Source organism: Panacibacter ginsenosidivorans (assembly GCF_007971225.1).
Taxonomy (GTDB): Bacteria; Bacteroidota; Bacteroidia; order Chitinophagales; family Chitinophagaceae; genus Panacibacter; species Panacibacter ginsenosidivorans.
Genome location: NZ_CP042435.1, coordinates 3964584 through 3989871, shown reverse-complemented (window position 1 = coordinate 3989871; position 25288 = coordinate 3964584). Strand labels below are relative to the sequence as shown.

Annotated in this window: 21 protein-coding genes and 1 tRNA gene; 16 read left to right on the top strand and 6 right to left on the bottom strand. The window is 38.8% G+C overall.

All coding sequences use genetic code 11. From position 1 onward, the window contains the following. Positions 1-8: 8 nt before the first annotated feature. A complete protein-coding gene (locus FRZ67_RS23940) occupies positions 9-230 on the bottom strand; it encodes a PspC domain-containing protein (protein WP_147191337.1) in 222 nt (73 codons plus the stop codon). A gap of 301 nt (positions 231-531) precedes the next feature. Between FRZ67_RS23940 and FRZ67_RS16730 the strand changes: the two genes are divergently transcribed. From FRZ67_RS16730 to FRZ67_RS16685, 11 genes are all read left to right on the top strand, one after another. Continuing rightward, on the top strand, positions 532-2802 hold the full coding sequence (locus FRZ67_RS16730) for an aconitate hydratase (protein ID WP_147191335.1): 2271 nt from the start codon (positions 532-534) through the stop codon (positions 2800-2802). Between the two features lie 152 nt (positions 2803-2954). Then, complete coding sequence (locus FRZ67_RS16725; RefSeq protein ID WP_147191333.1) at positions 2955-4187, top strand: nucleoside permease; 1233 nt, start codon at positions 2955-2957, stop codon at positions 4185-4187. Positions 4188-4360: 173 nt separating this feature from the next. Further along, the gene (locus FRZ67_RS16720) at positions 4361-5554 is read left to right on the top strand and encodes a Gfo/Idh/MocA family protein (protein WP_147191331.1); all 1194 of its coding nucleotides are present in this window, start codon (positions 4361-4363) and stop codon (positions 5552-5554) included. Positions 5555-5814: 260 nt separating this feature from the next. Then, positions 5815-5946, top strand: a complete 132-nt coding sequence (locus FRZ67_RS23785; protein WP_262713644.1) for a hypothetical protein — start codon at positions 5815-5817, stop codon at positions 5944-5946. Between the two features lie 263 nt (positions 5947-6209). Then, the gene (locus FRZ67_RS16715) at positions 6210-6563 is read left to right on the top strand and encodes a hypothetical protein (protein WP_147191329.1); all 354 of its coding nucleotides are present in this window, start codon (positions 6210-6212) and stop codon (positions 6561-6563) included. 189 nt (positions 6564-6752) lie between these two features. Next, positions 6753-7973, top strand: a complete 1221-nt coding sequence (locus FRZ67_RS16710; RefSeq protein WP_147191327.1) for an MFS transporter — start codon at positions 6753-6755, stop codon at positions 7971-7973. A gap of 168 nt (positions 7974-8141) precedes the next feature. Next, positions 8142-8864, top strand: coding sequence for a 5-oxoprolinase subunit PxpB (gene pxpB / locus FRZ67_RS16705; RefSeq protein ID WP_147191325.1), 723 nt, complete (start codon positions 8142-8144; stop codon positions 8862-8864). Further along, positions 8845-9831: a 5-oxoprolinase subunit C family protein gene (locus FRZ67_RS16700; RefSeq protein WP_147191323.1), complete on the top strand. Its 987-nt coding sequence runs from the start codon at positions 8845-8847 to the stop codon at positions 9829-9831. The genes pxpB and FRZ67_RS16700 overlap by 20 nt, the downstream gene beginning before the upstream one ends. 1 nt (position 9832) lies before the next feature. Further along, on the top strand, positions 9833-10573 hold the full coding sequence (locus FRZ67_RS16695) for a 5-oxoprolinase subunit PxpA (RefSeq protein ID WP_147191321.1): 741 nt from the start codon (positions 9833-9835) through the stop codon (positions 10571-10573). A gap of 213 nt (positions 10574-10786) precedes the next feature. Beyond that, positions 10787-11146 carry a hypothetical protein gene (locus tag FRZ67_RS16690; protein WP_147191319.1) on the top strand — a complete coding sequence of 120 codons (360 nt, stop codon included), beginning with the start codon at positions 10787-10789 and terminating at the stop codon, positions 11144-11146. Between the two features lie 449 nt (positions 11147-11595). Beyond that, positions 11596-14661, top strand: coding sequence for a choice-of-anchor tandem repeat GloVer-containing protein (locus FRZ67_RS16685; protein ID WP_147191317.1), 3066 nt, complete (start codon positions 11596-11598; stop codon positions 14659-14661). A 168-nt stretch (positions 14662-14829) separates the two neighbouring features. On the opposite strand, the gene FRZ67_RS16680 is transcribed toward FRZ67_RS16685, so the two are convergent. From FRZ67_RS16680 to rpsF, 5 genes are all read right to left on the bottom strand, one after another. Continuing rightward, complete coding sequence (locus FRZ67_RS16680) at positions 14830-16839, bottom strand: TonB-dependent receptor (protein ID WP_158638389.1); 2010 nt, start codon at positions 16837-16839, stop codon at positions 14830-14832. Positions 16840-17026: 187 nt separating this feature from the next. Next, positions 17027-18013: a pyruvate dehydrogenase complex E1 component subunit beta gene (locus FRZ67_RS16675; RefSeq protein ID WP_147191313.1), complete on the bottom strand. Its 987-nt coding sequence runs from the start codon at positions 18011-18013 to the stop codon at positions 17027-17029. Positions 18014-18280: 267 nt separating this feature from the next. After that, the gene (rplI, locus tag FRZ67_RS16670) at positions 18281-18727 is read right to left on the bottom strand and encodes a 50S ribosomal protein L9 (RefSeq protein WP_147191310.1); all 447 of its coding nucleotides are present in this window, start codon (positions 18725-18727) and stop codon (positions 18281-18283) included. Positions 18728-18819: 92 nt separating this feature from the next. Next, positions 18820-19086, bottom strand: coding sequence for a 30S ribosomal protein S18 (gene rpsR, locus FRZ67_RS16665; protein ID WP_147191308.1), 267 nt, complete (start codon positions 19084-19086; stop codon positions 18820-18822). A 3-nt stretch (positions 19087-19089) separates the two neighbouring features. After that, positions 19090-19446, bottom strand: coding sequence for a 30S ribosomal protein S6 (gene rpsF / locus FRZ67_RS16660; RefSeq protein ID WP_147191306.1), 357 nt, complete (start codon positions 19444-19446; stop codon positions 19090-19092). Positions 19447-19806: 360 nt separating this feature from the next. On the opposite strand from rpsF, the gene FRZ67_RS16655 reads away from it, so the two are divergent. The 5 genes from FRZ67_RS16655 (at position 19807) to FRZ67_RS16635 (ending at position 24810) form a co-directional block, all read left to right on the top strand. Beyond that, positions 19807-20664, top strand: coding sequence for a phytanoyl-CoA dioxygenase family protein (locus tag FRZ67_RS16655; RefSeq protein ID WP_147191304.1), 858 nt, complete (start codon positions 19807-19809; stop codon positions 20662-20664). An 86-nt stretch (positions 20665-20750) separates the two neighbouring features. After that, entirely contained in the window at positions 20751-20963 is a 213-nt protein-coding gene (locus FRZ67_RS16650; protein WP_147191302.1) for a dodecin family protein, read from the top strand. Positions 20964-21179: 216 nt separating this feature from the next. After that, positions 21180-21253: transfer RNA gene (locus tag FRZ67_RS16645), tRNA-His, on the top strand. Positions 21254-21312: 59 nt separating this feature from the next. Beyond that, positions 21313-21927, top strand: a complete 615-nt coding sequence (locus FRZ67_RS16640) for a hypothetical protein (RefSeq protein ID WP_147191300.1) — start codon at positions 21313-21315, stop codon at positions 21925-21927. 279 nt (positions 21928-22206) lie between these two features. Continuing rightward, complete coding sequence (locus FRZ67_RS16635; RefSeq protein WP_147191298.1) at positions 22207-24810, top strand: TonB-dependent receptor; 2604 nt, start codon at positions 22207-22209, stop codon at positions 24808-24810. Positions 24811-25288 lie beyond the last annotated feature (478 nt).

Sequence of the window (25288 nt, the reverse complement as noted above, 5' to 3'; positions counted from 1 at the left end):
CCTTGTTTTTACAGGTACTTCAGTGGGTTACGTCTTGCAGACAGAATATATTTTTTTATATTCAGCCAGAAAGCCATCACCATATATATAATCACTGGAGAGCCCATGGTTAAAAAGGAAATGTAAATAAACCACAGACGGATACGGGAAGTAGCGATCCCAAGCTTGTCGCCGACTGCTGAGCATACGCCGAATGCCTGCCATTCTATGAAATGCTTTAACCTGTACATATCTGCAATTTATAAAATAGTTGTCTTACTACACAAACACTTTTATTAACCTTTGTTTTGTTGTAAATTCGCGGCAATTCAAAACAAAGCATTTTTGTGTACCCGGCAGCAATGCAAAAATGATGCCTCTGTTGCGTCGCACTCTTGTACTTTTTGTTCTTCGGTCGACAGTCCGCTGTCAACTGTCGACGACTTTTCCGAACGCACAAGTGTGCGACGCAAGAGCAGCAAAATAGTAAATTAAATGCCGGGTACAAAAACTCATTACATAAATTAGCAACAACAATTTAAAAACTTCACTATGGCATTTGATGTTGACATGATCAAAAAGGTGTACGCCGCAATGCCCGCCAGGATTGAGGCAGCCCGTAAAAAATTAGGAAGACCACTTACACTTTCAGAAAAAATTCTCTTTTCGCATCTCCACGATGATCAGCCACTGGAGAATTTTGAGCGTGCAAAAACCTATGTAAACTTTGCACCAGACCGTGTGGCCATGCAGGATGCAACAGCACAGATGGCACTGCTGCAGTTTATGCAGGCAGGCCGGCCAAAAGTAGCGGTACCTTCTACTGTACATTGCGATCACCTCATCGTTGCCAAAACAGAAGCAAAACAGGATCTTGAAAAAGCAGTTAATGAAAGCAAAGAAGTGTATGATTTTCTTGCTTCCGTTTCCAATAAATATGGAATTGGTTTCTGGAAACCAGGTGCTGGTATTATTCACCAGGTTGTACTGGAAAACTATGCTTTCCCCGGTGGTATGATGATCGGCACAGATTCACACACGGTAAATGCGGGCGGACTTGGCATGATAGCCATTGGTGTTGGTGGTGCAGATGCCTGCGATGTAATGGCAGGTTTACCATGGGAATTGAAATGGCCAAAATTGATCGGTATAAAATTAACCGGTAAGCTAAGTGGATGGACAGCTCCAAAAGATGTGATCTTAAAAGTAGCCGGCATACTTACCGTAAAAGGTGGAACCGGCGCTATAGTTGAATATTTTGGTGAAGGTGCAACCAGCATGAGTTGTACCGGTAAAGGAACCATTTGTAATATGGGTGCAGAAATTGGTGCAACCACTTCGACTTTTGGTTATGATGATAGCATGAGCCGTTATCTTAAATCTACAGGCAGAGAAGAAATTGCATCAGCAGCAGATGCAGTAAAAGAACATTTGACAGCAGATGCAGAAGTGTATGCATATCCTGAAAAATATTTCGATCAACTCATTGAAATAAATCTTGATGAGCTGGAGCCACATTTGAATGGACCATTCACACCAGACCTTGCAACACCTATCTCTAAAATGAAAGAAGTGGCAGCTGCTAATGGTTGGCCAACAAAAGTAGAAGTAGGTTTGATCGGTAGCTGTACCAACTCTTCTTATGAAGACATTTCAAGATCGGTAAGCCTTGCCAAACAGGTGGTGGCAAAAGGCCTGAAAACAAAAGCGGAGTTTACTATTACACCTGGTTCTGAACAAGTACGTTTTACCATTGAAAGAGATGGCTTCTTAGATACATTTAATAAGATTGGCGCCAAAGTATTTGCCAATGCTTGTGGACCATGTATAGGCATGTGGGACAGGGTGGGCGCAGAAAAAGCAGAGAAGAATACTATTGTGCATTCTTTCAACCGCAACTTTGCAAAACGTGCAGATGGCAACCCTAACACGTATGCATTTGTTGGATCTCCTGAACTGGTTACAGCTATTGCTATTGCAGGTGATCTTACATTTAACCCCATTACTGATACTCTGATCAATGAAAAAGGCGAAACTGTAAAACTGGATGAGCCAACTGGTGATGAGTTACCATTAAGAGGTTTTGCAGTTGATGATCCCGGTTTCCAGGCACCTGCTGCCGATGGTAGCGGTGTTGTGGTAAATGTTTCACCCACATCAAAACGTTTACAATTACTTGATCCATTTGCCGCATGGGAAGGCACTGATCTAAAGGGGTTGAAGCTTCTAATCAAAGCAAAAGGAAAATGTACTACAGATCATATTTCTATGGCTGGCCCATGGTTAAAATTCCGTGGCCATTTAGATAATATATCCAACAATATGCTGATTGGTGCAGTTAACTTTTTTAATGAAAAAACAGATAATATTAAAAACCAGTTGACTGGAGAATATGGCCCTGTACCTGCAACTCAACGGGATTACAAAGCTCACGGCATAGGTTCAATAGTTGTAGGTGATGAGAACTATGGGGAAGGTTCTTCAAGAGAACATGCAGCTATGGAACCACGTCACCTGGGTGTTCGAGCCATTTTGGTAAAATCATTTGCACGTATACACGAAACCAATCTTAAAAAGCAGGGAATGCTTGGATTGACCTTTGCCAACAAAGAAGACTATGATAAAATACAGGAAGATGATACCATTGATATACTCGGCTTAACAGATTTTGCACCAGGTAAACCATTGGCAGTTGTATTACACCATACAGATGGAACTTCTGATATCATCAGTGTTAATCATACTTATAACGAGCAGCAGATTGAATGGTTCAAAGCAGGTGGTGCATTGAACATTATCCGTAAGAATTTTGCTGCTGCATAATTTTTTGAAGTTCCCGACCTTGACAAAAAGAATCCTGTCGCGAAAGTGATGGGATTTTTTTATACGCTATGTTTGATCAATCATTTCCAAAACTTTGAATAAAAAATTCTAAGTTAGCTACCCGTAATTTCGATAAACCAACATTCAACTTAATGAAATCAACAACACGTATTCAGTTATCTGCAATGATGTTCCTGGAGTTTTTTATATGGGGAGCATGGTATGTAACAATGGGAACCTATCTCGATAAAGTTTTACATGCGGATGGAGTGCAGGTTGGTGCTGCGTATAGTGCCATGGCTATTGCTACAATCATTTCCCCTTTTTTTGTAGGTATGATCGCAGACAGGTTTTTTAATGCCGAAAAAGTATTAGGTGTATTGCACCTTGCAGGTGCTGTATTGTTATATTACTTAACTACTATTGATAATGCCAGTACATTTTATTGGGTGCTCTTATTATATTCATTGATGTATGCACCAACACTTGCGCTGGCTAATTCAGTTGCATTCAGGCAAATGCAGGACCCCAGTAAAGAGTTTCCATCTATTCGTGTGCTTGGCACCATTGGGTGGATTGCTACCGGCTGGATGATAGATAAAGTATTTCATATAGAAACAGAAAACCTGGTACTTACTTTTAAAATTGCGGGCATTGCTTCTGCAGTCTTGGGGTTATTAAGTTTTGCCTTGCCCAAAACCCCACCCAAAGCAAAAGGCACAACGGCAACTTTTGGTCAGATACTAGGCAGCGATGCATTTGTATTGTTTAAAGACAAATCTTTCGTGGTGTTTTTTATAGCATCTGTGCTTATTTGTATCCCGTTGTCATTTTATTATAGCCTTACCAATCTTTATCTCACAGAAACTGGCATGCAGAATGTAACCAGCAACATGACCTTTGGCCAATTCTCTGAAGCATTTTTTATTTTATTGATACCTTTTTTCTTTAGAAGGCTTGGCGTAAAATGGATGATTGCGCTGGGCATGATAGCATGGGGCGTTCGCTTTTTATTTTTTGGATATGGAGATGCACAGGCCAATTTATGGATGCTTTTTGCGGGCATAATTTTACACGGTGTATGTTTTGATTTCTTCTTTGTTACCGGGCAAATCTATACAGACAGTAAGGCTGGTTTAAAAATACAAAGCCAGGCGCAAGGCATGATCACGATGGCAACTTACGGCATTGGCATGTGGATGGGTACGCTCCTATCCGGTTATGTAAAAGATAATTATACCGCAAACGATATTGTACAATGGAAAAGTGTATGGATGGTGCCTGCAGGTATTGCTGCTGCCGTGCTTGTCTTTTTCATTATATTTTTTAAAGACAATCAAAGAACAGCGGCACATTTACATGCGGAGCCGGTGGAAATGGTATAGTATAGTTTTTGAGCCGGGCTGCAGAATAGCAATTTAGCTCCTGTTGCGTCGCACTCTTGTACGCCTTGTTCAATAATGAGCTGAACGATGCAGTGAGTGACACAACCGGCAATGCCAAAAGATATACTGCCGGTAACAAACATGATCTTAATAAAAAACTACAATTAAATTATATGAGACGAATTGCTATGCTTGGCTCCGGTTTTATCGGACGTTTTTATGCAGACTCCATCGAAGGACAAAGAAGTAAAGACAAGATCATCAGCATTTATGCACGGAAAGAAGAGAATGCGAAGAAGTTTGCGGCAGATTATAAATGCGATCACTGGACAACCAATATGGAAGAAGCTATTGCGCATCCAGATGTGGATGTGGTATGTATCGCATTGCCAAACTACGTGCATGCAGATGCCGTAATGCTTTGCTGCAAACATAAGAAGGCAGTTGTAACAACAAAGCCTTTAGGCCGTAATGGCGCAGAGGCTTTGCAAATGATGAAAGCAGTTGAAGAGGCAGGAATATTCAATGGCTATCTTGAAGATCTTGTATATGCACCAAAATTTTTGAAAGCATATGAAAGTGTAAAGAATGGTGCACTAGGCAGGATACTCTGGGCCAAATCCAGAGAAACACATCCCGGCCCGCATAGCGATTGGTTCTGGAATATTGAACTTGCAGGTGGTGGTTGTATACTTGACCTGGGTTGTCATTGTATAGAAATTACCAGAACATTTATTGGCAAAGATATTAGACCGGTTGAAGTGATGTGCTGGGCCGATACACAGGTAAAACCAATTGATGCGGAAGACCATGCTATTGGTCTTATCAAATATGAGAACGGTGCCATTGGCCAGTTTGAAGTAAGCTGGGCATTTCGTGGTGGTATGGATCTTAGGGACGAAGTAATGGGAACAGAAGGCACTATCTGGATCAATAATTTTTTACGCACAGGTATGGATATGTTCACTACGGGCAAAGGTGCAGATTATGTTGCGGAGAAAGCCGAGAGTAATACAGGCTGGTTATTTCCCGTTGGCGATGAAGTAAATGATCTTGGGTACAATCATATGTTTACAGAGATGTTTAACTGTATTGAAAACGGGACCGACCCAAGAGAAACATTTTATGATGGTTATGTAGTAAATGCTATTATTGATGCAGCTTATAAAAGTGCCAAAACAAAATTATGGGAGCCTGTACAACTTGAAGTATGGCGTGGCAAAGAAGGTGTAACTAAACAAAGTACTCTTGTGGATTATGATGTTGATCACTACCTCATCAAGGAAGAAGTAACGCATTACGGCGCTAAAAAAGTGGTAATAAAACATAAACAAACCGGAAAGATTGTAGAGCGGATAATAGAATAAAAATTTTTATACAGCCTCAGTTTTTACAATAGCCTGCTTACTGGTTAGGAAATTATTGGCGGAACCACTGGCATCGCTTTTTTTAATTTTTTAAAACCGGTTACTTAATCTTAAGTTCTATTTTGGCCCCGGGAAACGAAAACCAATACTGCATATTGCCTTTTCTGATAAAGAAAAACTTAAAAAAAGGCCATTTTTTTAGCCATTGTGTATTTTTCACTACATTTATGTTATCATAATCCATCAAAAAACCTTTTAGCATGAAAACGAAAAATGAAGCTGCTGACGTGCAGCGCTCTGAAGGCCGGGACATTGGAAACATTTTAAGTGCGGTGGTACTTACTACCGGATTTATTGCACTAATTCTTTTTGCAATTTTCGGTAAGTTTTAAACCCGTTTTTATCAAAAAATTGTAGCTAATGAAATGAAATGTACACTGTAATTAAAAATGTTCACACAATGTTTATCAAGCCCGGTTATGCCGGGCTTGTTTTTTACATAGACTTTTAGCTAACCAACACTACTAAAATATTCCACGCATTTATATAAGTTTTCTTTATGATAAGACAATTGAATCTTCAACCAATAAAATAAGCTTGCTTTTCGTTATTTACTGCAAGAGCTGTTTTATCCAATATTCAAAACCAATATTTCATGCAGGCAGAATCTATCAGCAATCCATTCTCAGTAATACATTATAATTATTCCTGGTCTGCAGTCAAAGAACAGGTTTATGAACTCCTCAATCGTTTCCCAAACAGGTATAAGATGGCCTATCATGAAGAAGACGAACAAAAGATCATTCTTTTTACAAGTCTCGATTTTAGTGTTTTTGGTAAGCAAAGAATGACTGTTGTATATATTTCAAAAATTGATGATGCCAATGACAACTGCATACTTGCTTACGAAGCAAAAAATTATACAGGCGATATAACAAGCAAAGAAGATTTTGACCGCGGTCAATATTTTATTGATGCTTTAACGGAAGATATGATGCTAGTATATTAAAAAACAATTCTCACCCCGCAGTCTTTGAATCTTTGTAATGCAGCCGGCATTGGAAAAACAAAGCCCAAATAACAACAAAGCGTTCAAGTGTGCGACGCAACAGCCGATGCAATGAGAACTATTGCCGGTATCAAAATCTTCTTCTATTCTCCAACTCTTTACCTCTAAAAGCAGTTTATATTTGCTGCCATGCAGCCAAAATCTAACAGCTTATTTCAGCTTGCAGTTATAGTTAGTGCATTAGGTTTCTTTGTAGATGTTTATGATCTCTTACTCTTTGGCATTATACGTAAACCAAGTCTTACTGATCTTGGCTTTTCACCCGGTGAAATACTTACGCAGGGTGAATTTCTCATCAGCATACAAATGACTGGCCTCGTTGCAGGTGGCATTCTCTGGGGTATTCTTGGTGATAAGAAAGGCAGGCTGAGTGTACTTTTTGGTTCGATCCTTTTATATTCAATTGCCAACATACTCAATGGCATGGTATATAATATTACACAATATGCAGTGCTGCGTTTTATTGCAGGCGTTGGTCTTGCAGGTGAACTTGGCGCTGGCATTACATTGGTGAGTGAATTGTTGCCAAAAGAAAAACGCGGTATCGCGTCTGCCATGATCGCATCATTCGGTATCCTCGGTGCAGTCACTGCATTTTTTATGAAAGAATTTTTTGACTGGCGCATGTGCTATTATATAGGGGGTGGCTTAGGAATATTGTTGCTATTGCTCCGCGTATCTGTGCATGAAAGCGGTCTATACAAACAACTTAAAACAACAGAAGTGCAACGTGGTAATTTTCTAATGTTCTTCAACAACAAAGAACGGTTCTTTCGTTACATGCGTTGCATACTTATTGGTTTGCCTGCGTGGTATATCATTGGCGTACTCGTAACATTCAGCGATGAGTTTGGAAAAGAATTTGGTATTGCAAATATCGATCCTGGTAAAGCCATCATGTTTCAATATATGGCCATAGCATTTGGTGATCTCACTGTAGGCTTATTAAGTCAACGCTTGAAGAGCCGCAAAAAAGCGCTCTTCATTTTTTATGGTGTTACTATTTTCTTTTGCATTTTATATTTTATACAAAGTGGTGGTAGCACGAATACATTTTATCTCATTTGTGCCGGACTGGGTTATGGTACTGGCTTTACCGTAGTGTATATAACCATGAGCGCCGAACAGTTTGGTACAAACCTTCGTGCAACTGCGGCTATTACTATTCCTAACATGGTGCGAGGCACATTGCCATTGATTTTACTCTTGTTCAAATTTATGCGCTCACTCTTTGCTAGTTACATTACAGGTGGCTGGGTTACGGGTCTTATTCTTATGATCATTGCGCTTATTGCAGCTTACTATACCGAAGAAACATTTGGTAAGGACCTGAATTTTGTAGAAGTATAAAATTTGTTGGTCAACTGCACTGCTACTATTAAGCTGTTGTTGTGTCACTCACTTTTACGTCCCGAACTTTATGGGGCATTACTTCAATCTTGTTTTCATTTACCAGGTTCGCAAAGCTATAAACACATTGCCAATAACTACTTTTGCTTTGCATAATAAACGTCATCATTGATACATCAATACAATATATATTCCACCGGGGATCATGCAATGACTATTTCATTCGGCAATGCAATTAATATTGAAACCCATGAAAAAGTAATGGCATTATTTCATCAGCTTACAGCAATGGAACTGCATGGTGTAAAAGATGTTATTCCTGCATACACAACCGTAACTGTTGTATATGATATTCAAAAAATAAGACAACAAACTGATCTTAATGCTTATGAGTTTATATACCTAATTGTAGAAGCAACACTAAAAGATTTGACTGTAAAAACCACAGAGCAACAATGCATTGAAATACCTGTTTGCTATGATCTTTCTTTTGGCATTGATCTTCCTGCAATAGCAGAGCAAAAAAAGGTAAGCGTAGAAGATATCGTAACAATACATACATCAACAAAATACCATGTATACATGCTGGGCTTTCTGCCGGGCTTTGCTTATATGGGTTTCGTAGATGACCGTATTGCCAAAGCAAGATTGACATCACCACGTACGCAGGTAGCAGCGGGTAGTGTAGGAATAGCAGGCAATCAAACAGGCATATATCCATTTGATTCTCCCGGTGGCTGGAATATTATCGGCAGAACACCGCGACTATTGTTTGATGTAAACAAAGAAGAACCATGTTTACTGCAAACCGGCAACACTGTACAATTTATTTCCATTACAAAAGACGAATTTGACTTTATAAAACAACAGCATGAGCATCCGCATCATTAAACAAGGTTTGCTTGATAGCATACAGGATATGGGCAGGTATGGCTATCAACACCAGGGTATCAATCCCGGCGGTGTTATGGATACTGTTGCGGCTGTTACAGCCAATATACTTGTCGGCAATGAAATGACTGAAGCCGTAATAGAAATGCATTTCCCGGCAGCTACTATTCATTTTGAAAAAGCTGCAGTAATTGCAATCAGTGGCGCAGATTTTTCTGCTGCAATAAATAATGAACCTGTTCCATTAAATACTGGTTTAGTCATTGCTCAAAACTCAACACTATCCTTCACCAAATACCTCAACGGCGCAAGAGCCTACCTTGCCATACAAGGTGGTTTATCAATAACACCATGGCTTAACAGTTATAGCACGAATAACAAAGCAAATGCCGGTGGTTATCATGGAAGAGCTTTAAAGAAAGACGATCTCATTCATTGCCGTGCAGAACAATTTGCCTTTGAAGCATTGCCTGCTTCATCTTTTGTCGTAACACCTGTTACTGCAAACACAGAACAGTTATATAATACTACAAACAGGGTTCGTTGCATTGAAGGGACAGATTTTCAAAACCTGCAGGCAACAAGTCAACAAAGTTTTCTCAATACATCTTTTTCCATCAGCATGCAAAGCGACAGGATGGGTTACCGCTTATCAGGAGATGCTATTACATCAACAGAATCAACTGAACGCATTTCTGCTGCTGTTATAAAAGGCAGTATTCAATTATTACCAGATGGACAATTGATCATACTTATGGCAGATCATCAAACCACCGGTGGCTATCCCGTAATAGCACATGTTATCAGTGCGGATATTAACCCGCTTGCACAAAAGCAGCCAGGCACTTCATTAATGTTTAGTATTATTTCTCTGGAAGAAGCAGAACAACTCTATATAACACAACAACAATATTTGCAGCAATTACAGGATGCCTGTAACTTACAGTTAAAGCAATTTTTTTCATGATATGTTATCAATAGATCTCAATTGTGATATGGGCGAAGGCATGCCAAATGACGCAGCTATTATGCCTTACATAAGTTCTGTGAACATTGCTTGCGGCTATCATGCAGGTGATTCATCAATCATGCAAAGAACCATTGATCTTGCTCTGCGACATAATGTGGCTATTGGTGCACATCCGGGCTTTGCAGATAAAATAAATTTTGGCAGAACAGAGCAAAAACTTTCTCAAGAAGATTATTATGAACTGGTAAAACAACAATTATTAATAATACAGCAACATATTAAAGCGGCAGGAGCTTCTATGCATCATGTAAAACCACATGGCGCCTTGTATAACATGAGTGCAATGAACAATACGCTGGCTACTATAGTTGCGAAAGCCGTTAAAGATCATGATCCTTCACTTATTTTATATGGATTAAGTAATAGCTATTCTGTTACCGCAGCCGCAACAATCGGTTTACAAACCGCATCAGAAGTTTTTGCCGACCGCACCTATACACATGAAGGTAATCTAACACCAAGAACAAACACAAATGCGCTTATTACACATAAAGCACAATCAGTAAAACAGGTATTACAGATGATACAGCAGCAAACAGTTACTACTATTGATGGTAAAATAATTCCTGTAAAAGCAGAAACGATCTGTATTCATGGAGATGGTACACATACGGTGAGTTTTGTAAAACTAATTGCTGAACAACTAAAAAAAAATAACATACAAGTAAAAACTATTTAGCTTTTGCAACATAAAATGAATATATGTAGTAAGTCATAAAAAATGTTGTAGTACGCTTTATTACAAATTACTGTTAGCACAGTTGCCATTATAAACTTTAATTGATTCTTAGTTGGCTTAGTCTCTTTTTAAGCATGTTCCCCATGTATGCTTTTCTAACTTTATCGTTATCCAAGAAACCGAATCCAATCATCTATCAAAAATCTGTGTGTTATGCAAAAAGAAGTTATAACGAACCCTTTCCGCATTCAGTACTACGATTATTCATGGAACGACATCAGGGACATGGTGAACACTATGGTAGCCCGGTTCCCACAGCGTTACAGGCTGGCTTATCACAATGATTATTATGAAAAGATCATCCTGCTCATTAACCTGCATCCAACATTCAACATTGAGCATGCAAACCTTATTTATATTTCCAAGATAGATGCAGAACCACAATCAAGCCTGCTTGTGTATGAAACCAAAAAATATAATGGCGACATAACAACACTTAACGATTTTAAGAGAGGCATCACCTGTATGACAGAATTTTCAAACGATCTTTTTCTTGTAAATCATGTAAACTGATCTTACAGTATTTATACCTGTTTTACCCCCCCAAAACAACCAACAAAAAAGCACGTCAACAGTAAGCCCCCTTTCTGTTACGTGCTTTATGTTTTTATAGCTGTTAATTTATTTTATTGTACCCGGCACCATTACTGCTATTGAACTTTTCTTGCGTCGCACTCTTGTACTGCATTGTATTTAGCAACAAATGAGAAGGCAAAAGTGGAAAGCGAATATTATGTTTTGACCTTTCACCTTTCCACTTCTCACCTGATGAATTTAGTTCCGAACGTACAAGTGAGTGACACAACGAAAGCATCATAGCATTACCTCAGCCTGTCCCATTTATCTCTCACACTTCATTTTACTTTTTAAACAGTTCATACATCCGTTACTATGCGCAGCATTATAAACAGTTAACATTTGCACGCATAAATCTTATTCAAAACTGTTTATAAAACTATTTTATGGCTACCTTATTTACTAAAACACCAAAGCAAAACTGTAACACAAAAAGTATGTTTACAATTAGCTTATCATTCATCATTTTATTTTCGGTATTATTTACAAAAACAAATGCGCAGGATGTACTTGCCGGCATTACATCAAACGGTGGTGTTGAAGGACATGGCACCGTATTCTCTATTAAAACAAACGGTAGCGGCTTCTCTGTTATACAGGGCTTTGCAGATTGGGGTAAAATACCACATGGCGATCTTTATAAGGATACAGATGGAAATTTTTATGGCATGACCAACCTTGGCGGCACCTACAATCAGGGTACTATATTCAAAATGACTCCCGGAGGAGCGGTTACCATTATAAGACATCTTAACAGCTTAACTGATGGGAGTAACCCTTATGGCGAACTGATCAAAGGAACAGATGGCTATCTGTACGGTATGACAAGTGCAGGTGGTACCAATACTTATGGAACGATCTTTAAAATGTTGCCTGATGGTACTTCATTCCAGGTATTAAGAAACCTTGCTTATGCAACAGATGGTACAAATCCACGTGGCCATCTTGTACAGGCAGCAGATGGAAATTTTTACGGCATTACCTACGGTGGTGGTGCAAATGGCGGCGGCACTATTTTTAAAATAACATCAACAGGTACATTCTCTGTATTACGTCATTTTAATACCACGACAGACGGAAATAAAAGTTATAACAGCCTTACATTGGGTAAAGATGGTAATCTTTATGGTGCTACTTATTACGGCGGCACTTTCGGTTATGGAACTATTTTTAAAATAACAACAGCCGGTGTTTATACAGTTATCAAAAACCTGAACGGCCCAACGGATGGCGGCTCTGTTCAAAGCGATCTTATACAGGGAACTGATGGTTATTTGTATGGCACAACCAGCATGTATGGCACGTACGGTAATGGAACAATTTTTAAAGTTTCTACTGCTGGAGTCTATACTGTATTACGTCATCTTTCCTCAGGTAAGGACGGTGGTTATCCCTATGGTGGCCTTTATCAGAACACTGACGGCGCATTATATGGCTTAAACAGAACTGGTGGTACCGGTGGTGCCGGTACGGCTTACAAAATAACCACTACGGGTGTTTATACAGTGTTGCATTCATTTGTTACAGAAACAGAAGGCAACACACCTGATGGAAGTTTCGCCAAAGGAAATGATGGTAATCTCTATGCGCTCACAAGTACAGGTGGTACATACAATTTTGGTACGGCTATAAAAATGACTACTACAGGAGCGGTAACTACGCTGGTTCACTTCAACGCTGCCACAAAGGGAAACGCACCCATGGAATCTCTTATTAAAGGTAAAGACAGTGCTTTCTATGGACTTAACAGTGAAGGTGGAGCATATGGTTATGGAACAATTTTTAAAATATGTGGAGGCACAACAAGCATTTTACGCTCATTCAATAGATCTGCGGATGGCGGTTATCCTATGGGCAGCCTTATTCAGGCAACAGATGGTAATTTTTACGGTATGACATCAGACGGTGGTACTTACGGTTATGGAACCATCTTTAAAATAACACCAGGTGGTGTATACACGGTTTTAAAACATTTTAGCGGCACAGCGGATGGTGGTAATCCTAACGGCAGCCTGGTACAAGCAACAGATGGCTTTTTATACGGTATGGCAAAAGGCGGCGGTGCAAGTGCTGGTGGTACTATATTTAAAATTTCCACAGCAGGCGCATTTACATTACTTCACAGTTTTAGTTATACAACAGAGGGTAGCAGCCCCGAGGGAGATCTTGTGCAGGCAACTGATGGCAACTTTTATGGTATGACTGTATCAAATGGAAAGTTGTTCAAAATGACTGCTGCCGGTGTGGTAACGATACTACACACTTTCGTAACCGGTACTGATGGTTATTCTCCATTTGGCAGTCTTATACAAGCCAAAGATGGAAAACTATATGGAATGACAACAAGTGGTGGCACCTACGGTTATGGCACTATTTTCAACATTACAACAGCCGGTACTTTTAAAACCATGAAGCATTTTAACCCGGCAACTGATGGTAAAATGCCAAAAGGGAAATTGTTGCAGGCCAACGACAACAACTTCTATGGGCTCACAAGTGCAGGTGGCACTAATAATGTAGGAACAATTTTCAAGATTACTCCGGCCGGTGCTTACACAGTGCTGCGTCATTTCACTATGAGCACAGATGGAGGAAGCGCTTTCGGAAGTTTAATTATCGCACCGGTAAATAATCTTATTGCAAACACACAGAGCGTTACAACTGATGAGGATACAAAGAAAATAATAACATTATCCGGCAGTGGTGGTTCCCCACTCTCTTATGCTATTACTACTTCACCAAGAAGAGGCAAACTCGCAGGCACAGGAGCCGACAAAACTTACACACCTAATGCCAATGTTTCCGGTAAAGATTCCTTCTATTTCAGTGTAAAAGTTGGCTGTATTTCTTCTGCACCTGCAATTGTAAGAATAACAGTAAAACCAATTGCTGATACGCCTGTATTGGCACCTATCGGTAATAAATCTGTAGTAAAAAATACAACACTAACTTTCACAGCAACTGCAACTGACGGAGATGCAAAAACTAAATTCACCTATTCTTTAATAGGTGCACCAGCCGGCGCAAGCATCAATGCAACAAGCGGTGTATTTACCTGGACACCCGCAACAGCAGGCTCTTATAGCTTTAAAGTACGCGTTACAGATAACAGCACACTTGCTTTATATGATGATGAAACAATAACTGTTACGGTAACGAATACACTCACTGCATTAACGTCAGCAGATCAGGGGCAGGCTATTATAAACGTTCAGGCATCTATTTATCCCAATCCCGTTCATGATAAATGTTATGTAACACTCAATACGCCTGCCGAAGAAGTTACCATTCGCATTATTGATATTAATGGTAAAATCATCAGTACAACTTCTTATGAGGCATCAGGTAAGAACAGAATAGAGATCAATGCGGCACAATTAAGCCGTGGAATTTATTTTGCACAGGTACAAACACCAGATGGAAATGTTTCTCTAAAATTTATTAAACAATAATAGAAGAGACTCTTTATAAAAAAGAATGCAGCATAAGCTGCATTCTTTTTGTTTTTGAACCGGACTGCATTACTGCTATGATGCTTTACTTGCGTCGCACTCCTGTACTATCGTTCACTATGCAGCATTGGCAAACAACTTTTATTTAAGCGTTGCTTTAAATTATTATTACAGGTTAATTGCTATTCCTACGTAATAATTTCTTACAGGTGCCGGGTTAAAATACCTACCACCAAATGCGTTGATATCATTTCCCAAACTATACCCTTCATTCAGTAAATTATCTGCACCGGCAAAAATTTTCAGTTTCATTTTATGTAAAAGAAAATCTTTTCCCATTTTCAACTGCAGCAAATGATAAGGCTTAGCTGATACAGTGCTTGCATCATCCAATGATATAGATGATGTATAATTGAAAGTTATGTTAGTATAATAATCATGCATAAATTTTACATCAACACCACTTACATCAATAGCACGCGGTACACCTGTTAATTTATTACCTGAATAATCATTACTGCCTGATTTGTATGAATCAAATTTGTAAGGCTGGTAGCTAAAGCTGTTCCATATATTTAATGATTGTACAAATCCCTGATGAGCATTAATAATATTTGCATTCATCCAAAGCTCTGCACCTTTTTGTATCGTTCCTCCTGCATTTACAAAATACTCATTACCATTATCATCTACTCTTCGCACAATAGCGTCTTTCAAAGCAAAATAATAGAAGGATGCATTGTATTGAAGTTTATTATTAACAACAGATCCTTTTATTCCTGCTTCGTAATTCCATCCATATTCAGCCTGCAAAGTATTTGTAAATAAACCACTCGAAGGCAGCACTTCTGCAAGTGTTGGTGGCGAAAACCCTTTTGCAGCAACAGCATACAATGAAACATTTTTTATAATGCTATAAGTTATGCCAACTCTTGGACTTACCGTATTCCCTGTTTTTTTGGTTATGGGATACACACCTGAACTGTCTGTCAGGCGGCTATATTTATATTGCAAATTATTATTACTTAAACCTGCCTGGAATAACCATTTGCCGGTTGTTATGTTTACCTGGGCAAATAAAAAATATTGCGTTGTATATACGCGGTCTTTATATTGATTATCTCCCAGAGTTCCACCATTGTTGTCATACACTCTTATATAAGAGTTATTGTATTGCAACTCTCCACCGGCATTCGTTTTTAGCGTAAAGCTATTCCCTTTGTTAATTGTGTATTGGAAATCTGTTCTGCCGCTATAGTTGAACTCCTTTCGTTTTTCATAGTTGGTGATAAAAGGATTTTTAAAATCAGTATGATTAAAAACAAACGACGTTGTATTATTAAAATGTTTTGCAAATGCTGACCGAAACGTAACGGCACCAAAATAAGTTTTGTTATACACGCCTGCATTTTGTTCTACTGCTCCGGGAGTTGAACCTGATGGCTGCCTTGCCAGTGTTGGTAAAGAATCCATTTGTTTTTGTGTAATACCGCCGGGGGTTTCGTAATGCAGGTTGGCATAAAAGCCAAGGAATAAAAGAGAAGATGTTTTATTTAACTTCCAGTTGAATTTACCCTGAACAATATCTTTTCTCAATGCGCTTTGCTGACGATAACCATCGCTTTGAGTATGTGATTGCTGAAGGCCAAAGAACAATTTATCGGTATGTTCTTTTATACTTACATACTCTTTAAATAATCCATACGATCCACCACTAAGACCTGCATCTATACCGCGTTTATCATCTGTATTTAAAATAACTGCGCCTCCGGTATTGGCTCCATAAAAACTGGAAGATGGTCCTTTTATAATTTCGATTGAGGAGAGTTCATTAAGATCAATAAGATTTAAATAAGTGTTGCCCGTTGCATCTGTTAATGGCACATCATCCATATATATTTTCACATTCCGTACACCAAACGGAGAACGTAATAAGCTACCCCGCATGGAAAGACGGTAACTACCGGGAGAACGTTCTTCCATTCTTACACCTGCAATTGTATTTAATAAAGGAACCATCGAAGTTCCATCATAACGCATCAACTGTTGTTTGTTTAACAGAGCAACAGAAGCTGGTACATCTTTCCATTTTAAACCTGATGCAAATGCGGTAACGGTTACTGCATTTAAGGATGCTGTATCTGATGAAGTAGCATTATTATTTTGTGCAGTGCACATTATACTGCATAGTAATAAGCAAACAACCAAACTGTAATTAGCTGAATATTGATTAGAATGTACAAGGGTGCGACGCAAGCAAAGCATCATAGTAGTAATGTAATTTGGTTCAAAATAAAATAAAAAAACCCGTGCATTTGTGGCAGCGGGATTGATAATATAGTTTAGTTACGTTATATAAAGCTTTCTACTTTTTCATATACATCACTTCTTTTACCAGTTTTACTGTGCGTGGTACATCCGGGAGGTAAGCAGCGGCAAGATTTGGCGCATAGTGCATAGGTGCATCCGCACTGGTGATGCGACGGATGGGTGCATCAAGATAATCGAAACCTTCCTTCTGAATGCGGTACGAAATTTCAGAAGAAACAGAACACATAGGCCATTGTTCTTCAACAATTACCAAACGGTTTGTTTTCTTTACACTGTCAAGAATCGTTTGCCAATCTAATGGACGAATCGTTCTGAGATCAATAACTTCTGCGCTTACACCTTCTTTCTCTAACTCAGCAGCAGCACTTAAAGCCACTTTCATCATTTTATTATAAGAAACGATGGTCACATCGCGGCCTTGTTTTTTTACATCGGCTTTGCCCAATGGAATGTAATATTCTTCTTCAGGTACTTCGCCTTTATCACCATACATTACTTCACTTTCCATATATATTACCGGATCTTCTTCATAACGGATGGCTTGTTTCAATAAACCTTTAGCATCGTAAGGTGTAGAAGGCGAAACCACTTTTATACCGGGAATATTTGCATAGTAACTTTCAAAAGCTGTAGAGTGTTGTGCACCAAGCTGACCTGCGCTGCCGTTGCCACCACGAAAAACGATGGGACAACCAAGCTGACCGCCACTCATGGCAAGCATTTTAGAACCTGTATTTAAGATCTGGTCTAACGCCAATACAGCAAAGTTCCAGGTCATATATTCAACAATAGGCCGTAACCCGTTTTGCGCCGCACCCACACCGATAGCAGTAAAACCAAGCTCTGCAATAGGTGTATCAATTACACGTTTTGGACCAAATTCTGCCAGCATACCCTGGCTTACTTTGTAAGCGCCGTTGTATTCGGCAACTTCTTCACCCATCAAAAATACCCTGTCGTCTCTTCTCATTTCTTCGTTCATGGCCTCACGGATGGCCTCACGAAAAGCAATTTGTCGCATAGTTTATAATTGGTTTGTGCGCTTAAATCCTGATTGTTACGGGATGCAAAAATATAGGTTTATAGGTTATAAAATACAAAGGACGTTTTGCTTTGCTGATAAATGTTTGGAGCGCTGAAGTGTGCGACGCAAGAGGCGATGCTATAGAATTCAAAAGTTGGGTTCAAAAGAAAAATGGTCGGATAGAAAACAGTTAGATCAAACAAAAAACCACCACAAAAATGTGATGGTCTTATAATGTAAACTGTATGTAGACGTTAGAGCGAATTATTCGCCTACCACTTCGAATTCCATTTCTGCAACGTTGCCGCCGCCGAAATCGATAGAAGATTTGTAAGTGCCTAATTCTTTCACCTCATCAACGATGGTGATGCGTTTGCGATCGATCTCATAACCTTTCTGATCTTTGATAGCGCGTGCAATCTGAAGAGCTGTAACGCTTCCGAAGATCTTGCCGCTGGTGCCTGTTTTTGCACCGATCTTTACAGGGCCGCTTTGTAAAGCAGCAATTACCTGTTTAACCTGCGCCAGCATTGCAGCTTCTTTTCTGGCTTTTACTTTCAGCTTTTCTTCTAATTGTTTAAGATTAGAAGGGCTTGCTTCTACCGCAAGTTTCCGGGGGATCAAATAATTACGGGCATAGCCGTTCTTTACCTTAACCGCTTCATTTGCCTGGCCCAGTGTATCTACATCCTGGATTAATATTACCTGCATTGTTTTGTTTTTTAGTTCCCAAGAGCCCAATCGGTGAATTTGATTTAGACTGTCTCCGCTGTAAAACGGATTAGGGATGGTTACTAATTATTCTATTTCAAAAGATCAGTTACAAAAGGTAACAGTGCCATCTGGCGTGCCTTTTTAATGGCATCTGAAACCTTGCGCTGATATTTTAAAGAGTTACCTGATAAACGGCGGGGAAGAATTTTACCCTGCTCGTTGATGAATTTCTTCAGGAACTCGATGTCTTTGTAGTCGATGTATTTTATACCATACTTTTTGAAACGGCAGAATTTCTTTTTAGGTTTTTCCTGCTTTATCGCCGTAAGGTATTTTATTTCGTTTGCCTTTGCCATGATTTATATGGTTGCTACTTTTTCAATTCCTGTAGGTACACCACTTCTCTTTTTGGCATTGTACTCGACGGCGTATTTATCGAGTGCAGTGATCATGTGACGCATCATATGCTCGTCACGTAGCATTTGTACTTTAAACTTCTCATTGAAGCTGGATGGCGCACTGTATTCCAGAACCCAGTAAATACCTGTGGTTTTCTTCTGGACAGGATACGCCAGTGATTTCAGACCCCAGGGATTGCTGTGCGTAATGCTTCCGCCGTGCTCAATTATATAGTCGGCGTACTTTTTCTGGGCAGCTTTAAATTCTTCCTCAGAAAGCACAGGGGTAAAAATCACCATCAATTCGTAATTGTTCATTACCCTGAAATTTTTTGTTATTAAATAGATTTTCGGGCGGCAAAGGTAAGGGAAGCAATTGGATTATTGGAGCTGGAACTCAGTAATTTTTGGTATTTGTTTTTTAACCCGGCAAAAGTAAAAAGATGAAGCTTCAGTTGCGTCGCACTCTTGTACGTTCTGTTCAATACTGAACAGGCATATGAGGTTTTGTAATATTTGATAATCAGTAGTTTATCAGCAAAACCACCGCAGTAAATGATTAAGGCAAACTTTATCAAAGATTAGAAATATCAGTACATTTTACAGGTGCAATTGTTTTACATTTATCCCCGCTTAAAGTGGTCAGTGTAATTTTAATATCATCAAAAAAATTATTTTATGGCACAAATACTTAACGATGCTGATGTGAAAGCCTTTCATAAAGATGGCTATGTAATTGTAAAGAATTTCTTCAGCAAACAGGAAATTGATAAGCTTTATAGCATTGCAACCGGAGATGCAGTGGTAAAAGAAAATGCAGTTGATTTGAATGATCAAAGCGGACGCAAAACAAAACTTACGTTGTGGTTTACACCGGGTAATGACGTTTATAGTATGTTGCTCCGCAGCGAAAGAATGGTAAAATCCGTTGGCAAATTATTAGACAGTGATAGTCCTGTTTGTCATTTTCATACAAAGCTTATGCAAAAAGAGCCACGGGTTGGCGGCGCCTGGGAATGGCACCAGGATTACGGTTACTGGTACAAGAACCAGTTTCTTTTTCCGGACCAATTGGTGAGCGTAATGATTGCGTTAACAGAAGCGAATAAAGCCAATGGATGCTTACAGGTAATAAAGGGCTCACACAAAATGGGACGCGTGAACCACGGCTTTAGTGGTGAACAGGTGGGTGCAGATATGACCATGGTAAATAATGCACTGCAAACAATGGAACATGTATATGTAGAAATAGAACCGGGAGATGCCTTATTCTTTCACAGCAATATTTTACACCGCAGCGAAGCCAATCTCAGCGATAAACCAAGATGGTCTCTCATCTCCTGTTATAATTCATTAAGTAATCATGCATACAATGATGAAAGTACTTCGTGGAGAGAACCGGTAAAAATAGTACCAGACAGTGCGTTGATGGATGCTGCGATTGGCGGCGCTTCAACTGATGGTGACTTCCTAAAAAAAGAAAAAGACCCTGCACTAAAAGAAACAGGTTGGGAAAAAGAAGTAGCCACAAGCTAATAAACAACAAAAGAATTTTTGTATTTAATGCTGCCTTTGTATCTTCCGCTCAACAACATTTACACTCATTAATTTAAAACATTGCTATGCCACTTGTAAAAGTTATCGAAGTGATTGCATCTTCAGAAGTAAGTATAGATGATGCTATACGAAACGCTGTAAAAGAAGCATCCAAAACCATCCGCAACATTGATTCTGTTTGGGTAAAAGATATTAAAGCACATGTAAAGGGTGGAAACATTACAACATTTGGGGTTATTTGTAATATTTCTTTCAGGCTCGATTCATCACCCATTTAAAGGAATTGGAAAACAAAAAACACCCGCTATATAACCGGGTATTATTATGAAAGTTTGCTGTTAAAAAATTCATTTTAGTATACCTGTAAATGATCCGTTGAAACTTTGCTTTTGGTAAGTTGGCCAAAATGATGCAAATAAAAGATGCATCCTAATTTTGGCGGCTAATTGTATTTCTTTATTTTTGCTGCCCTATAACAAATAAGTTATTGTACGGAGGTTGTAGCTCAGTTGGTTAGAGCGTCAGTTTGTGGCACTGAAGGCCGTGGGTTCGAGACCCATCATCCTCCCGTAGTAAGCCTTGTAAACGCAAACCGTTTACAAGGCTTTTTTTATTAAAATAATAACTATGAATAATACCCTTTTACTGGTTCCTTTTGTTGCGGCCTTACTTTCATGGCTAATGATAAAGTTTGCCGTCAGAAGTATATTCAGACCTTTCAAAGTAATTAATATTGCCGGTATTAGATGGCGCGGCTTATTACCAAAAGTGAAAGAGGGAATGACTGTTTCTATTGCACATGCCGTAAATATTGAAATACTTAACTCCTCATTCATAAATGAAAAGCTCACAGGACCTGAAACGCTTGAAAAAGCGATGCCTGCGATTGAAGCCCATATTGATAATTTCCTAGATCATAAACTAAAAGAAGCAATTCCTGTTATATCTATGTTCATTGGTGAGAAAATTACTAACCAGTTGAAAGAGTTGTTTTTGGAAGAGTTAAAAGAGCTTTTTCCGTCAGTTATGTCGCAGTTTATTGGCAACTTGTCGCAAAGCAGTGAACTCGAAAAGGAGATTGTGTTAAAATTGCAATCGGTTTCTATAGAAAAAACTGAAGCGCTCTTTTATAAAAATTTTAGAAAAACAATAAGAAGGATAGAAGTTGTTTTTGCAATCAGTGGTTTGCTGGCAGGCATTATTCAGTTAGTGCTTACCTTGCTGGTGTTAAGTGTTGTTTAAAAATTAATTTTTCCAACGCAGCATACGAACTACAGATGCTTTTTTTGGAGATGATAAAGTGATTGCGACGCAACGATGATGCTATAAAAATCTTTGCTGGAATAATATTTTTAACCGCTTCTTTAGTTGAGCCGTTGCTTAATAAATAAAACACCAAACATGTTGCAAACCATAGAAAGAGCTAAACCTTTGCTGTGATTAGTTTTTAAAATCTGAAAAAGAAACGAATTGATGAAACTACTATTTACGCTCATATGCAGTTTGGCACTAACCACAGTTATGGCACAGCCTCCTGCCGGATCATTTAACAGACAAGGGAATGGCCAGAATATGAACATTGGTCACATGTATGGCAAAGTTGTTGACAGCAGTACTAATAAAGGCATAGATGCAGCCAGCGTGCAATTGATCGGGCACAAATTTGATTCAGCAACCAAGAAAATGAAGGATGTTATCGTCGCTACATTAATCACTGAAAAGAACGGAGATTTTAGCATTGAAAACCTTTCCATGTTTGGAAATTACCAGCTGCATATTAGCGCTGTTGGTTATACTGACTATAATAAACCTGTTTCGTTTGGGATTAAAAGACCGCAAGGTGGAGCTGCCAGTACAGACAATAGTCAGCAGGATCGCGCCCAGCAAATGCTTGGAATGATTGATAAAGACCTTGGCAATATTAAACTTGCTGCATCAGAGACAAATCTTACCGGCGTTACAGTAACTGCATCTGCAAAACCCTTTTTTGAAATGGGCGTTGACAGAAAAATATTTAATGTAGATAAGAATATTGTTAGCACAGGTCAAACTGCAACTGAGTTAATGAAGCAGATACCTACACTAAATGTGGATATTGATGGCAACGTTACTTTAAGAAATGCTACACCAACTTTATTTGTTGATGGGAGACCTACAACACTTACACTTGACCAGATACCTGCTGATATTATAGACAGGGTTGAACTTGTAACTAATCCCTCCGCAAAATACGATGCCTCTGGCGGTAATGCCGGTATACTGAATATTGTTTTAAAGAAGAATAAAAAGACCGGCTATAATGGCGGCGTAAGAATGGGTGTTGATTCACGTGGCAAAATAAATACCGGTGTTGATATAAATGTGCGCCAAAACAAACTAAATTTTTTCCTCAGTGGAAATTATAACCAACGCAAATCAAAATCAACATCCATAACAGACAGGAATAATTTTATTGATCCTGTAAGCACCATTCATCAAACAAGTGATGCCGTGAACGAAGGCTATTTTGCATTTCTTCGTGGCGGCCTTGATTATTTTGTTGACAACAGAAATACGATTTCACTTGCTGCAAATTATAATCGTGGGCAGTTTAATTCTTCAGAGTCGCAGATTATCGATTCAACTATCAATACTGTTTTTGCTACGCACAGCGACCGCTATACCAACTCGAAGAGAAACTTTAAAAATTTTGGCGGAATGCTGAGTTTCAGGCATAATTTTACGGAAAATGGACATGATATTACTGCTGATATAAATTATAACTCAAGCACAAATAATAATGCTGGTAATTATACAACAAACTATTTAACGCCACCATCCTACTCAATAAAATATCCTTCCCTGCTTCAACAGACAAATGGTTTTGGTTCCAATAAATTTTTAACCATACAAAGTGATTACGAGAACCAATTCAATGATAAAAATAAAATAGAAGCGGGGGTAAGAACAGCAATTAGAAATTTTGAAAACTTAAATGATCAGTATTTTTATGATTACTCAACTGATGAGTATGCCTTGCTTCCTTCTATAAGTAGTAAATATAAATTTACAGACCAGGTTTACGCAGCTTATACAACCTATAGTCTTAAAACAAAGAAAATAAATTACCAGTTAGGATTACGTCTAGAAAGTTCTAACTACGATGGAAATCTTATTGGTAAAGATTCTGCCTTTTCCGTCAAGTATCCTGTAAGTCTTTTCCCAAGCGCTTTTATAACTTATAAACTTACCGAAAAACAGGACTTCCAGGTAAATTATTCACGCCGTATAAACAGGCCAAATTTCTTCCAGTTACTGCCTTTTATTGACAACAGCGATCCACTGAACATAAGCATTGGTAATCCGGATCTTAAACCGGAATTCACTAATTCTTTTGAATTGAATTATAATTACGCCTATAAAAAAGGCGCAAACTTTCTGGTATCAGCTTATTATAAAAGAACCAATAATCTTATCACAAATTTTATTTACAGAAATATAAATCCAGACACAACCATCAACAAAAACGATAGTGTATATTATACCACATTTGTAAATGCAGATAACAGCAGGTCTTTTGGAATGGAGTTTACCAATAAAATAACCCTGGCTAAGATCTGGGATCTTACGGTTAACGTGAATGTATTCAACTCAAAGATAAATGGTGGTGATGCACAAAGCAATATAACCAATGAAAAATGGAGTTGGTTTGCTAAAATTAATAACAACTTTAAATTACCAAAAGGGTTTTCCATTCAGTTGTCCGGAGATTATCAGGCAAGAACTGTATTACCAGCTAACTCTGGTGGTGGTCGTGGTGGAGGTGGTTTCTTCGGCGGCTCTATTACTTCTGCACAGGGATATCTTGATCCAAGATACAGTTTTGATGTTGCTGTAAAGAAAGATTGGACATGGAAGAATGGAAAAAGCCTTTCGCTTACACTTAGCATGAACGACTTTCTTAGAACCCAGGTGTATAAAACATATTCCGAGTCTGATTACTTCAACCAGTATTCAGAACGCAGAAGAGACCCGCAGGTTCTGCGCTTCAATCTTAACTACCGTTTCGGAAAATTTGATGCAAGTTTATTCAAACGCAAAAATACAAAAGCAGATAACAGTGGTGGAAATGATATGATTCAATAATGTTTTCTCATAACAGCAAGATAGAAAAAGAGGCTGCACTATTGTAGTCTCTTTTTTATTTATTATGAGCCGGGCTATCGCTTTTCATAGCATCGTTCCTTGCGTCGCACTCTTGTACTTCAAAACGCTGGCACCATTTATAAAATTACTATCTCCAGGCTGAATCATTGAGTTTAGAAGGTATTTCCTTTTTGTTATCAATGGAAAATTGGGAGTAGCTGCTGTGCAGCCAGAAACATTTTTAAAGCCATTGTAAAAATCTTTCGAAGACTGGCGCAGCAACACCAGCCTGAATTCACTATAACAGAAGGGGCAGTTTTCAAACCAGTTGGTGGCTGTGATCAAGAGGGCTTATGCTTTTGAAGACATGCCGATAATTTTTTGGAACGTACAAGCGAGTGACACAACAGGCGATGCCATAAAACATCATAGCCGGAAACAAAAAAGCAGTATTGCGGTAAAACAATACTGCCTTTTA